12 protein-coding genes are annotated in these 11,791 nt (G+C 69.8%); 4 read left to right on the forward strand and 8 right to left on the reverse strand.

Annotation, left to right across the window (positions count from 1 at the left end; all coding sequences use genetic code 11):
* Positions 1–5: 5 nt before the first annotated feature.
* From ACS5PN_RS17840 to ACS5PN_RS17870, 7 genes are all read right to left on the reverse strand, one after another.
* Entirely contained in the window at positions 6–266 is a 261-nt protein-coding gene (locus ACS5PN_RS17840) for a hypothetical protein (protein WP_439465321.1), read from the reverse strand.
* Between the two features lie 312 nt (positions 267–578).
* Positions 579–2,126 (reverse strand): Do family serine endopeptidase, encoded by a 1,548-nt coding sequence (locus tag ACS5PN_RS17845; protein ID WP_439465322.1) that lies wholly within the window; start codon positions 2,124–2,126, stop codon positions 579–581.
* Between the two features lie 95 nt (positions 2,127–2,221).
* A complete protein-coding gene (locus ACS5PN_RS17850) occupies positions 2,222–2,614 on the reverse strand; it encodes a hypothetical protein (protein WP_439465323.1) in 393 nt (130 codons plus the stop codon).
* A gap of 114 nt (positions 2,615–2,728) precedes the next feature.
* Positions 2,729–4,042, reverse strand: coding sequence for an ATP-binding protein (locus tag ACS5PN_RS17855; protein ID WP_439465324.1), 1,314 nt, complete (start codon positions 4,040–4,042; stop codon positions 2,729–2,731).
* Positions 4,039–4,707 (reverse strand): response regulator, encoded by a 669-nt coding sequence (locus ACS5PN_RS17860; protein ID WP_439465325.1) that lies wholly within the window; start codon positions 4,705–4,707, stop codon positions 4,039–4,041. Before ACS5PN_RS17860 ends, ACS5PN_RS17855 begins: the two co-directional genes overlap by 4 nt.
* 3 nt (positions 4,708–4,710) lie before the next feature.
* Complete coding sequence (locus tag ACS5PN_RS17865; protein ID WP_439465326.1) at positions 4,711–5,259, reverse strand: cysteine hydrolase family protein; 549 nt, start codon at positions 5,257–5,259, stop codon at positions 4,711–4,713.
* 21 nt (positions 5,260–5,280) lie between these two features.
* Positions 5,281–6,285 carry an alpha/beta hydrolase gene (locus tag ACS5PN_RS17870; protein WP_439465327.1) on the reverse strand — a complete coding sequence of 335 codons (1,005 nt, stop codon included), beginning with the start codon at positions 6,283–6,285 and terminating at the stop codon, positions 5,281–5,283.
* A 170-nt stretch (positions 6,286–6,455) separates the two neighbouring features.
* On the opposite strand from ACS5PN_RS17870, the gene ACS5PN_RS17875 reads away from it, so the two are divergent.
* Together ACS5PN_RS17875 and ACS5PN_RS17880 are read left to right on the forward strand one after the other, a co-directional pair.
* Positions 6,456–8,672, forward strand: coding sequence for a phosphocholine-specific phospholipase C (locus ACS5PN_RS17875; RefSeq protein ID WP_439465328.1), 2,217 nt, complete (start codon positions 6,456–6,458; stop codon positions 8,670–8,672).
* A 16-nt stretch (positions 8,673–8,688) separates the two neighbouring features.
* Positions 8,689–9,330, forward strand: a complete 642-nt coding sequence (locus ACS5PN_RS17880) for a choice-of-anchor R domain-containing protein (protein ID WP_439465329.1) — start codon at positions 8,689–8,691, stop codon at positions 9,328–9,330.
* Here ACS5PN_RS17880 and ACS5PN_RS17885 read toward each other — a convergent pair.
* Positions 9,327–10,112 (reverse strand): SDR family NAD(P)-dependent oxidoreductase, encoded by a 786-nt coding sequence (locus ACS5PN_RS17885; protein ID WP_439465330.1) that lies wholly within the window; start codon positions 10,110–10,112, stop codon positions 9,327–9,329. The genes ACS5PN_RS17880 and ACS5PN_RS17885 overlap by 4 nt on opposite strands.
* A 173-nt stretch (positions 10,113–10,285) precedes the next feature.
* On the opposite strand from ACS5PN_RS17885, the gene ACS5PN_RS17890 reads away from it, so the two are divergent.
* Together ACS5PN_RS17890 and ACS5PN_RS17895 are read left to right on the forward strand one after the other, a co-directional pair.
* Positions 10,286–11,005, forward strand: a complete 720-nt coding sequence (locus tag ACS5PN_RS17890) for a GntR family transcriptional regulator (RefSeq protein WP_439465331.1) — start codon at positions 10,286–10,288, stop codon at positions 11,003–11,005.
* Positions 11,002–11,790, forward strand: coding sequence for a transporter substrate-binding domain-containing protein (locus ACS5PN_RS17895; protein WP_439465332.1), 789 nt, complete (start codon positions 11,002–11,004; stop codon positions 11,788–11,790). Before ACS5PN_RS17890 ends, ACS5PN_RS17895 begins: the two co-directional genes overlap by 4 nt.
* Position 11,791 lies beyond the last annotated feature (1 nt).

The raw sequence follows: 11,791 nt of genomic DNA on the forward strand, positions 1-11,791 counted from the left end.
GTGGCTCAGTTGGCGAAGTTGTAGCGCACGACGGCCACCGTCAGCGCGAACAGATAGCCGCAGGCAAAGCGGTCGATGCGCAGCACCGGGTCGCCGCGGCGGGCGCGCCACAGGCCCATCAGCGTCATCGCGAAGCCTGCCAGCACCGGCGTGACGACGAGATTCACCAGCCGCGGCCAGCCGTCGCGTGTCAGGTGGTGAGGCATCAGCCACACGCTGACCGCGCCGACGATGCCGCCCAGCAGCAGATAGCCGAGGACGGCCACCCAGATATTGGGCTGCTTGCGGAACGGTTCGGCCAGGGAGTGCAGGCCCAGCTCGACCAGCAGTTCGCCAAAGACCTGGAAGATCAGTTCGAGCAGCAGTTCAAGCAGGATTTCCAGGGGCGGCCTCCACGCGCATGCGAGGGGCGCAGCCTAGCCGAGGATTCGTCGGCATAGCACCCGAGCCTGAGGCTGGGTGAGTTTTCACGTGGACGAAAAAAGGCCCGCGGCGATGAAGCGCGCGGGCCAGGGCCGGATGGTGTGCGAGCCACCCGGCGGTCGATACGGGGCCTGTTGCCGCCGTGTGGACAGGCCTCAGCCGAGCCGCACCGGCACGAAGATCTGCTGGCCGTCGCGCGCCACCAGCAGGGCCACCGAGGCCGGCTTGCCCTTCAGCGCGTCGCGCACCTGCTCGACGCTCTCCACCGGCTTGCCGTTCATCGCCAGCAGCACGTCGCCGGGCTGCACGCCAGCCAGCTGGGCCGGGCCGGTCACGCGTTCGATCAGCAGGCCATGGTCCAGGCCGGAGCCACGCAGCTCTTGGCGCTCCAGCGGCCGCAGGGCCAGGCCCAGCGAGCCGCCCTGGGGCGATGCACTGGCCTCCTGCAGGTCCTTGTCGGCACGGCCCAGGCTGACGGTCTCGCTGACGCGAGACTTGTCGCGCCACAGCTCCAGCTTGAGCTTCTCGCCCGGGCGGGCCAGGCCGACGCGGCTGGACACATCACCCGCCACGCGCACCGGCTCGCCGTCGATGGCCGTGATGACGTCGCCCGCCTTCAGGCCGGCCTTGGCGGCGGCACTGTCGGGCATGACGCTGGACACCAGGGCGCCATCGGGCGCGCCCAGGCCGAAGGACGAGGCCAGCGGCGCTGACAGGTCCTGCAGCGTGACGCCCAGGCGTGCATGCTCGACCTTGCCGTGGGCGACGATCTGGTCCTTGACCTTCAGCGCCACGTCCACCGGGATCGAGAAGGCCAGGCCCTGGAAGCCGCCGTTCTGCGAATAGATCTGCGCGTTGACGCCGACGACGCGGCCGGCCGCATCGAACAGTGGGCCGCCCGAGTTGCCGGGATTGACGGCCGCGTCAGTCTGGATGAAGGGCACGACGCTGTCGCCCGGCAGCGAACGGCCCTTGGCGCTGACGATGCCCTGCGTGGCCGTCTGCTCGAAGCCATAGGGTGCGCCGATGGCCAGCACATAGTCGCCGACCTGCACCTGGCGCGGGTCGCCGAGCTGCACGGTGGGCAGGCCCTTGGCATCGAGCTTGAGCACGGCGATGTCGGTGGCCGGGTCGCTGCCCAGCACCTTGGCCGAGAACTCGCGGCGGTCGCTGAGCTTGACGGTGACCTGCTTGGCTTCGCGCACCACATGGGCATTGGTCAGCACCAGGCCATCGCTGCTGATGATGAAGCCCGAGCCCTGGCCGCGGAAGGGTTGCGGCCCCTGCTGCGGCATGCGCAGGCCCGGGATGCCGCGGAAGAAGCGGAAGAAGGGATCGCTGTCGTCGTCGCCTCGGCCACCGCGGGCGACGGGGGCCTCGTCGCCGTCGTCATTGCCGGCCTTGTGCAGGCCGGATACGGTGATGCCGACGACGGCTGGGCCCTGGGTCTGCACGATGGCGCGGTAGTTGGGCAGCTGGGCCGGCGGCAGGGCGACGGCGGGCGCGGCGAGCGTGGTGGCAGCAGCGGCGGTGGCGACGGTCGCCGCGGGTGCTGCTTCACCCGCCACTGGCGCATTGACCGGCGCCTTGCCCTGCAGCCAGGCCGGCGCCGTCCAGCCGGAGGCGGTGGTGGTCACGGTGACGCCGGCGGCCAGCAGCGCAGCGGCAGTGGCGATCAGCGTGGTCTTGGCGGTCTGGGTCATCGAAGGGCTCCTCAAGCAAGCTGCGGTGGTGCAGCCGATGCCGGGAGTCTGGAGAGGCCAGATGAGCGCTGGATGAGGCGAAGGTGAGGTGAAAGTTAGGGCGCCGTCGCACCAGGCGACGTGGGATTGCCGCGAGCACGGATCTCGGCCCTTTCCTTGATGCGACCCAGACGGACCAGCCGGGAAGCGATGCCGCCTCTGGAGCGGGCATGTGCCGCAGTGAGCGCCGCCAGGTCGGCGCCCTGATCGAAGGCCTTGAGCAGGCGCCGGTCTTCTTCCTGGGACCAGGGCTTGCCCGCCTGGCCGGGCTGCTCCTTGGTCGTGGCCGCTGCGCTGCCCGCGGTTTGCAAGGCCCGCGACGCCACGAACAGGGCCCGGATCACCGAGGGTTTCGCAAGGACGCTTTCTTCCGCAAAGAGTTCTCCGGTCTCCGGATCGACGCCATCTGCAAGGGCATCGATCACACGCTGGGCTTCATGAGGTGTCATGGCTTTGCTCCAGTTGATGCTGTTTATTTGTACAGTCAACCAGGTTGCGCTGCTAGCCCAGCCGTGCCGGCACATCCTCAAGTTGGACGATGCGCGCGAGCGGGACGGAACATCTCAAGCCTGCGGCCAGGCGATCTCCACTCTCAGCCCCCCAGCCGGCGAGGTGTCCAACGTCACGCTCGCCCCCTGCTGCCGCGCCGCCGCCTGCACGATGGCCAGCCCCAGGCCGCTGCCTTCGACATCGGCGTTCTCGCCGCGCTGGAAGCGGTCGAAGACGCGCTCGCGCGCCTCCAGCGGGATACCCGGGCCATCGTCGTCCACACGCAGCAGCGGTGCGCCGCGCGGGCCGCGCAGGGCGCTCACATGAACAGCCCGCGCGCCGTACTTCACCGCGTTGTCGATGAGGTTGCGCAGCGCGCCGCGCAGGGCCTGTGGGTCGCCGCTCAGCGGCAAGGCGTCGGGTGCGGTCAGCGACACGGCGACGCCGGCCTTGTCGGCCAGGGTTTGCACGTCGGCGATGGCCTGGCGGGCCAGGTCGGCGAGATCGAGGGGGAACTGTGCTGCCGCAGCGCCGGGCTCGGCACGGGCCAGGGCCAGCAACTGCTCGACGAGATGCACGGCGCGGTCGATGCCGCCACGCAGGCGGGCGATGGCCTGGTCCTGCTCTTCGCCCGGCGCCGAATCGCGCAACAGACCGAGCTGCAGCTTCAGCGCCGTCAGCGGCGAGCGCAGCTCATGCGCTGCATCGGCCACAAAGCTGCGCTGGGCCTGGAAGGCGGATGACAGCCGCCCGAGCAGATCGTTGAAGGCCTCGACCAGCGGCGCGACCTCGCCGGGCAGGTCGGCGGTGGGCAGGGGGTCCAGTGCATTCGCGCCACCGGCCTGGGCCGCGCGCGTCACGCGGGCCAGCGGCGCGAGCGACACGCCCAGCAGCCACCAGATGGCCATGGCGACCAGGGGCAGGGCGACGGCCACCGGCACGACGCTGCGAAGCGCGGCCACCGCGGCCAGGCGCTGGCGCACGGCCAGGGGCTGGGCCACCTGCACGACGCGCAGCGGCGTCGCCGCGCTGAACACGCGCCAGTCCTGGCCGGCGAGGTGCAGATTGGAATAGCCCAGCACCGCGCGCGCGGGCAGGGCTTCGGTCATGCCCTGGGGACGGCTGGAATAGATCTCCAGCCCCTGCACCGACCAGATCTGCACGAGATAGTCCAGGCTGGGGGCGGCCAGGGCGGTGGCCTCTTCGCTGGCGATACGGCCCTGGTCGCGCAGCGACAGCGCGGTCTGGCGCAGCTGGTAGTCGAACAGTTCGTCGGCCTCGGCGCGCACGCTGACATAGGTGGCGCCGGCCACGGCCACGGCCGTCACGGCACCCAGCACGGCCAGCAGTGCGAACAGCCGGCCGCGCAATGTGCTGAGCAGCTTCATGCCTTTTCAGGCCCGGCGTAGTAGCCGAGGCCGCGGACGGTGTGCAAAAGATCCGCCCCCAGCTTCTTGCGCAGCTGGTGCATGTAGACGCTGATGGCGTTGCTCTCCAGCTCTTCGCCCCAGCCGTAGAGGCGGTCCTCGAGCTGGGCGCGCGACACGATGGCGCCGGGGCGCTCCAGCAGGGCTTCCAGCAAGGCGAACTCGCGGGCCGACAGCAGGACGGGCTTGCCCGCGCGCGTGACCTCGCGCGTGGCCGGGTCCAGGCGCAGGTCGGCCACGGCCAACGCCGTGTCGGTGCGCCCGCTCTGGCGGCGTGTGACCGCGCGCAGCCGCGCGAGCAACTCATCCAGCTCGAAGGGCTTGACGAGGTAGTCGTCGGCGCCGGCATCCAGGCCCGCCACCTTGTCGGTCAGCGCGTCGCGCGCGGTCAGCACGATGACCGGCGTCGCATCGCCGCGGGCACGCAGGCTCTTCAGCACCTCGATGCCACCGCGCTTGGGCAGGCCCAGGTCCAGCAGCACGGCATCGAAGCGCTCGCCGCTGGCCAGCACGGCGTCGGCCGCCTGGCCGTCGCGCACCCAGTCGGCCGCGAAGCCCTGGCGGCGCAGGGCTTCGCGCAGGCTCTCGCCGATCATGGGGTCGTCCTCAACGAGCAGCAGGCGCATGGTTCAGCGGGCGACCAGCGCGGCGGCCGCTTCGGTATCGATGACGGTGGCGTATTCGCCGTGCAGATTGGCCAGGGCCATCTGGTGCACCTCCTCGGCGGGGTGGTCCACGCCGCGCAGATCGGTCTTGCCGAAGGCGAAGCAGGCGTCGCTCACCACCCGGGTCTGGAAGCCCAGATTGCCGGCGCTGCGGGCCGTGGCCTCGACCGAGTTGTTGGTGCTGACGCCCACGATGACCAGCGAGCGGTGGCCACGCGCATGCAGCCAGCGCTCCAGGCCGGTATGGGTGAAGGCGTCGGGCACGTTCTTCTCGACGACATGTTCGTCGTCGCGTGGCGCCAGAGCCGGCTGGAACTCCGCGCCCGGCTGGCCGGGCCAGAACGGCGAGCCCGGGGTGCGCGAGATGTGGCGAACGTGGACGACGGGCTCGCCCGCGTCACGCCAGGCGCCGAGCAGCCGCGCGACATGGGTCTCGGCCTGCAGGTTGTTGCGCATGCTGTCGTGGGGCCAGGTCATGCCGACCTGCATGTCGATGATGAGAAGAAGGGGCATGGGGTGAGGGTCGGAAAGCTGTCAGCTGAGCGCCTGGGCCAGGAGGGGCAGGCTGATGTCCATCCGGTAGTCGACGGCCGTGTGGTCGTCGTCGAATTCTTCGTAGACATGCGCGATCTCCAGCTCGGCCAGCCGCTTGTGCATGCGCCGGGCACCGTAGACCAGGTTGTACTGGTCGACGTCGCCGCAGTCGATGTACAGGGCCTTGAGGGCCGCCAACCCGCGCCCGTGCTTCTCGACGAGGCTCAGCGGGTCCCAGGCCAGCCAGTTCGCCCAGCGCTCGGGGATCAGCTCACAGGTGTCCAGCGTGACCGGCAGGCGAACCCCATAGGGCGCCGAAGGATCGGGGTCGAAGCTCGCCGCCTGGGCCAGCATCATCAGGATGTGGACGTCGCTGTCCTTGGGCTTCCTGGACTGCCAGAAGGTGTCGACCCATTGGCCGATGTCGGGCTCCTTGGCCAGCGCACGCAGCACCGGCACGAATTCATGCCGGTACAGCAGCTCGAAGCCCATGTCGCCGGAATGCACCGCCGCCGCACTCCAGAAGTCTGGGTGCAGCAGCGCATGGACCATCGCGCCGTAACCGCCGCTGGACTTGCCGAAGAGGCCGCGCCGGCCCGTGCCGCCGCAACCGAAGCGGGCTTCGACGAAGGGCACCGCCTCTTCCCGCAGGAAATCGTCCCAGCGTCCCATCGCGGCCGAGTTCACATACTGATTGCCGCCGAGGCGGGTGAAGCAGTCCGGGAAGGCCACGACGACGGGCGGCATGGCGCCGGTCGCCATCAAGCGGTCGAGCCGCTCGGGCACGTTTTCGCCAAAGTTCTTCCAATTGGTGTGGGCCGGCCCGCCCGCGGTGAATCCCACGATGTCGACCAGCAGCGGCAGGCCGCGGCCGTCATGTCCCGCCGGGACATAGACATCGATGGCCCGCAGCGTGGGATCGCCGAGCAGATTGCCGGCGAGCACCTGGCTGTCGATGGCCAGGCGGTGGACCGCGCCGACGGCGGTATCGAAGGTTTTGCGCATGGGGATGTTTCCTGCCTGAGGCTGGATTGTTGACCGAGGGGCCGGGTGCGCCGTTAACGTCGGCCACCGCACACCCCCTAGCCACGGTACTGCCATTGCGGTGCCACAAACGGCGCGCAGAATTTTTCCAACGGCGCGCCTTGCGCCCTTGGTTGAACAGGAAGACGGACATGACGAAGATCGACCGCCGCGCGCTGCTGCGCGGCATGGCCGGGGCAGGTGCCGCGGCTGCACTGCCCGACAGCATCCGCCAGGCGCTGGCCGTCACGGCCCAGGGCACGACCGGCACCATCGCCGACGTCAAGCACATCGTCGTGCTGATGCAGGAGAACCGGTCCTTCGACCATTACTTCGGCACGCTGCGCGGCGTGCGCGGCTTCAACGACCCGCGCGCGGTCAAGCAGTACGGCTCGGGCAAGTCCATCTTCGAGCAGCCCAACCTCAACGCGGCCGGCGTGACGCAGAACCCGCCGACCATCCTGCCCTTCCACCCCACCGCGGCCAACCTGGGCCAGCAGTTCCTGACCGGCCTGCCGCATGCCTGGGCGGATGCGCACAAGGCCTGGAACGACGGCCACAACGACCGCTGGGTGCCCGCCAAGGGCAAGGTCTCGATGGCCTATCTGCAGCGCGCCGACATCCCCTTCTATTACGCGCTGGCCGACGCCTTCACCATCTGCGACGCCTACCACTGCTCCATCATGGCGTCGACCGACCCCAACCGCTACTACCTGTGGAGCGGCTGGTGCGGCCAGAACGGCACGGCCCCTGGCGGCATCGGCGTGGCCAACACCGGCAGCACGCCGGGCGTGCTGGCGCTGAACAGCAGCGGTGCCAACGCCGGCAACGGCACGCCACCCCTTGGCCCGGTCGTCAACAACGCCGAGCAGGGCTACAACTGGACGACCTACCCCGAGCGCCTGCAGCAGGCCGGCGTCACGTGGAAGGTCTACCAGGACGTCGGCCACGGCCTGGACGCCACCGGTTCCTGGGGCTGGGACGGCGCCAACCCCTACATCGGCAACTACGGTGACAACGCGCTGCTGTACTTCAACCAGTACCGCACGGCCCAGGCCGGCAACCCGCTGTACGAGCGCGGCCGCACCGGCACCAACCTGCTCAATGGCGGCGCCTTCAACAACGGCACGCTGTTCGACCAGCTGCGCGCCGACGTGCTGAACGGCACGCTGCCCCAGGTGTCGTGGATCGCCGCGCCCGAGGCCTACAGCGAGCACAGCAACTGGCCCACCAGCTACGGCACCTGGTACATCCAGAACGTGCTGAATGCGCTGACCGCCAACCCCGAGGTCTGGGCCAGCACGGTCTTCATCATCTGCTTCGACGAGAACGACGGCTTCTTCGACCACGTCGTCGCGCCCACGCCACCGGCCACTGCTGCCCAGGGCAAGTCCACGGTCAGCACGGTCAACGAGATCTACCCCGGTGCCGGCAGCTACGCGGCCGGCCCCTACGGCCTGGGCGCGCGCGTGCCCATGCTGGTGATCTCGCCCTGGAGCAAGGGCGGCTGGGTCAACTCCGAGACCTTCGACCACACCTCCATCATCCGTTTCATCGAGAAGCGCTTCGGGGTCGCCGAGCCCAATATCTCGCCGTGGCGCCGCACGGTCTGCGGCGACCTGAGCTCGACGCTGGACTTCACCCTGCCCAATGCGACGGCCGCGCGCCTGCCCAGCACCGCGTCCTACGCGCCGCCGCAGGCCGACGTCGTCAGCGGCAAGAAGTACGCCACCTACACGCCGCCGGTGCCGGCCAACCAGACCATGCCGGTGCAGGAGAGCGGCACGCGCCTGGCCCGCGCACTGCCCTACGAGCTGCAGGCCGACTGGACGCCGTTGTCCAGCAGCGGTTTCAACCTGGACTTCACCAACACCGGCAGCGCCGGCGCCTGGCTGCATGTGCGCACGGCCAATGGCTGCGTCGCCGGTGGCGGCACGGGTCCCTGGGGCTACACGGTGGAGGCCGGCAAGACGCTGGCCGACACCTGGACGACGCCGGCCGGCGGCGCCTACGACGTCAGCGTGAACGGCCCCAACGGCTTCTTCCGCCGCTATGCCGGCAGCCTGGATGCGGGCGCGGCCAAGCTGACCGCGCGCGCCACCCCCAGCCGCACGACGGGCGGTCTTTCGCTGACGGTGACCAACGCCGGCAGCGCCGCCGTGACCGTCACCGTGACCGACCGCTACACCAATGCCAGCTCGCACCAGCTGCTGCAGCCTGGTGCCAGCTTCCGCTCCGACTGGTCGCTGCAGGCCAGCTCGCGCTGGTATGACCTGGCCGTCAGCGCCGACGGTGACGCGCGCTTCCTCGCCCACTTCGCCGGCCATGTCGAGACCGGCGCCGCCGGCACCAGCGACCCCTTGCTCTGACGCTCTGAGGATCCCCATGCCCCTGCTTCGCCCCCTGCTGATTGCGGCTATCGTCGCGGCCATGTCCGCCGCCGCTCCTGCCGCCCATGCCGCCACGCTGTTCGACAACCTCGCTGGCTCCCGTGACGGCGCGGACCCGCTGCTGAGCTTCGGCCCGCTGGCCGACTCCTTCAGCACCGGCGCCAACGCCGGCCTCGTGCTGACCCAGGTGACGGCCCTGCTGAAGAGCGACAACGCCGCCGTCGTCGGCGACGTGCTCGTCAGCCTGCGCGCCGACAGCGGCGCCGGCCCCGGCTCGCTGATCGCCACCCTGGGCACCCTGTCCAGCGCCGCGGTGTCGACGACCGATTTCGCCGCCTACACCTTCAAGCCGGCTGCCGGGGTGCAGCTCTCCGCCAACACCACCTACTGGGTCCAGCTGGAGGCCGTCGGCGCCAACGCGGTCGAATGGTCCTGGTCGCAGGACCTGAGCGGCACTGGCGTGGCCGGCGGTTCCAACTACAGCGCGACGCTGGGCCTCAGCAGCAACGCGGCCGCCGCGCCCTACCAGCTGTCGGTGAGCGTGCAGGCCGTGCCGGAGCCGGCTTCGGTGGCGCTGATGCTGGGCGGCGTCGGCCTTGTCGGACTCACTGCCGCCGCGCGCCGCCGCAAGGCCTAGAACGCGCTCTTGGTCGTGCCGCCGTCCACGCGCAGTGCCGCGCCGGTGGTGGCCGAGGCCAGCGGGCTGGCGACATAGGCCACCAGCGACGCCACTTCCTCGGGCGTCGAGAAGCGCTTGATCAGCGAGGTCGGGCGCACCTTCTCGAAGAACTCGGTCTCGAACTCGGCAAAGGACTTGCCGTTGGAGACCTGCTCGACGAAGTCGTTGACGCCGCGCGAGCGCGTCGGGCCGGGCAGCACGCTGTTGACGGTGATGCTGGTGCCGGCCAGCGACTCGGCCAGGCCGCGGGAGACGGCGAGCTGGGCCGTCTTGGTCATGCCGTAGTGAATCATCTCGGCCGGGATCTGCACGGCGCTCTCGCTGGAGATGAAGATGACGCGGCCCCAGTTGGCCGCCTTCATGGCCGGCAGTACCAGCCGCGCCAGACGCACGCCGCTGAGCACATTGATGTCGAAGAAGCGCTGCCAGTCGGCGTCGGGGATCTCCTCGAAGGGCTTGGCCTCGAAGATGCCGAGGTTGTTGACCAGGATCTCGATGCCGGGATGGGCGCGCACCAGGGCTTCGGCCACCTCGGGCTGGCTGAGGTCGCCGGCAAAGCCGAGCGCGTCCTGGCCGGTGGTGGTCCTGATCGACGTGACGGCCGCATCGACGGCCGGCTGCATGCGGCCATTGACGATGACGCGGGCGCCTTCGGCGGCCAGCGCCTGCGCGATGGCGAAGCCGATGCCGGCGGTGCTGCCGGAGACGAGGGCGAGACGGTTCTTCAGTTGCAGGTCCATGGCGAGTCCTTGCGGTTGGGGGGGCGGATGAACAGGGTGTAGCCGATGCGGAACGCCCCGATTCGCCTTGGGGCTGTTCGGCACCGTGATAGTGCGGCAGGGCCGCAGAGTTGTGCGCAGGGCTTGCATACAAGCCAGGTGAGCGCTGGCATGGAAGCTGCAAATGACCCGGCATGGGCATTTCGGCCACCGACATCAGCCAGCGCATCGTCGAAGCGGTGCTCGCGCAGAAGCTCGCGCCCGGCGCGCGCCTGGGCGAGCAGCAGCTCGCGATGCTGTTCGACTGCAGCCGCACCATCGTGCGCGAGGCACTGAACCGGCTGGCGGCGCGCGGCATCGTCACCGTCAGTGCGCGGCGCGGCTGGTATCTGATCGCGCCGGGCCCGGACGACGTGCGCGAGGCCTTCGAGGCGCGCCGCGTCATCGAGTTGGGGCTGATCCGCGGCCAGCCGCAACTGCCGGCCGAGGCCATCACGCGGCTTCAACAGCATCTGCAGCAGGAGCAGGCGGCGCTGCGCGGCGACGACGTCGGCACGCGCAGCTTCCTGCTCGGCGACTTCCATGTCTGCCTGGCCGAATGCCTGGGCAATGGCCTGCTGGCCGACACGCTGCGCGACTTCACGGCGCGCACGACGCTGATCGCGATGCGCTACCAGTCCTCCCACGACGCGGCCCTGTCCTGCCAGGACCATGTCGCCATCGTGTCCGCCCTGGCCGCCGGCGACAGCGCCCGCGCCGAGGCGCTGATGGCCGAGCACCTGTCCAGCGTGCAGGCCGCCCTGCGTCTGCCCGCCGATGACGACCCGCTGCAGCAATTGCGCGAGGCCCTCTCGCCGCTGCCGAGTCCGACTGCCGAACCCGCTGAACCTGCCTACCTAGGAGCCTTGCTATGACCTCTTCGCTTTCCCGTCGTCTCGTGCTCGCTGCCGGCCTGAGCCTGCTGGCCTTCGGCGCCCAGGCCCAGACAGCACTGGACACCATTGCCAAGAGCAAGACCATCAGAATAGCGATCCCGACCGACTACCCGCCCTATGGCTTCGTCGGCCCCGACATGGCGCCCCAGGGCCTGGACGTGGCGGTGGCCCAGCTGATCGCGGCCAAGCTCGGCGTCAAGGCCGAACTGGTGCCGGTGACCAGCGCCAACCGCATCCCCTACCTGCAGACCAAGAAGGCCGACCTGGTCATCTCGACACTGGGCAAGAACCCCGAGCGGGAGAAGGTCATCAACTTCAGCGCCGCCTATGCGCCCTTCTACCAGGCCGTGTTCGCGGCCAAGAGCCTGCCCATCAAGACGTGGGCCGATCTGGCCGGCAAGAGCGTGGCCGTGACACGCGGTGCCATGGAAGATCAGGAGCTGGCCAAGGTCGCGCCGGCTTCGCTGGAGTTCAAGCGCTTCGAGGACAACAACGCCACCATCGCCGCCTTCGCCGCCGGCCAGACCCAGGTGCTGGCCACCAGCGCCGCCGTGGCCGGCAATCTGATGCAGCGCAACCCGGGCCTGAACACCGAATACAAGCTGCTGCTGAAGGACAGCCCCTGCTTCGTCGGCGTGGCCAAGGGCGAGGACGCGCTGCTGGCCAAGGTCAACGAGATCATCGTGGCGGCCAAGGCGGCGGGTGAGCTGGAGGCCCTGTCCAAGAAGTGGCTGGGCCGCGGCACGGGTGACCTGCCCCTTTGAC

The sequence above is a fragment of the Roseateles sp. NT4 genome (assembly GCF_051857475.1).
Lineage (GTDB): Bacteria > Pseudomonadota > Gammaproteobacteria > Burkholderiales > Burkholderiaceae_C > Pelomonas.

Bases quoted from the DNA above. Each gene is read 5' to 3' on its own strand.
- ACS5PN_RS17845 (WP_439465322.1), bottom strand. From the start codon at position 2,126: ATGACCCAGACCGCCAAGACCACGCTGATCGCCACTGCCGCTGCGCTG.
- ACS5PN_RS17850 (WP_439465323.1), bottom strand. From the start codon at position 2,614: ATGACACCTCATGAAGCCCAGCGTGTGATCGATGCCCTTGCAGATGGC.
- ACS5PN_RS17855 (WP_439465324.1), bottom strand. From the start codon at position 4,042: ATGAAGCTGCTCAGCACATTGCGCGGCCGGCTGTTCGCACTGCTGGCC.
- ACS5PN_RS17860 (WP_439465325.1), bottom strand. From the start codon at position 4,707: ATGCGCCTGCTGCTCGTTGAGGACGACCCCATGATCGGCGAGAGCCTG.
- ACS5PN_RS17865 (WP_439465326.1), bottom strand. From the start codon at position 5,259: ATGCCCCTTCTTCTCATCATCGACATGCAGGTCGGCATGACCTGGCCC.
- ACS5PN_RS17870 (WP_439465327.1), bottom strand. From the start codon at position 6,285: ATGCGCAAAACCTTCGATACCGCCGTCGGCGCGGTCCACCGCCTGGCC.
- ACS5PN_RS17875 (WP_439465328.1), top strand. From the start codon at position 6,456: ATGACGAAGATCGACCGCCGCGCGCTGCTGCGCGGCATGGCCGGGGCA.
- ACS5PN_RS17880 (WP_439465329.1), top strand. From the start codon at position 8,689: ATGCCCCTGCTTCGCCCCCTGCTGATTGCGGCTATCGTCGCGGCCATG.
- ACS5PN_RS17885 (WP_439465330.1), bottom strand. From the start codon at position 10,112: ATGGACCTGCAACTGAAGAACCGTCTCGCCCTCGTCTCCGGCAGCACC.
- ACS5PN_RS17890 (WP_439465331.1), top strand. From the start codon at position 10,286: ATGGGCATTTCGGCCACCGACATCAGCCAGCGCATCGTCGAAGCGGTG.
- ACS5PN_RS17895 (WP_439465332.1), top strand. From the start codon at position 11,002: ATGACCTCTTCGCTTTCCCGTCGTCTCGTGCTCGCTGCCGGCCTGAGC.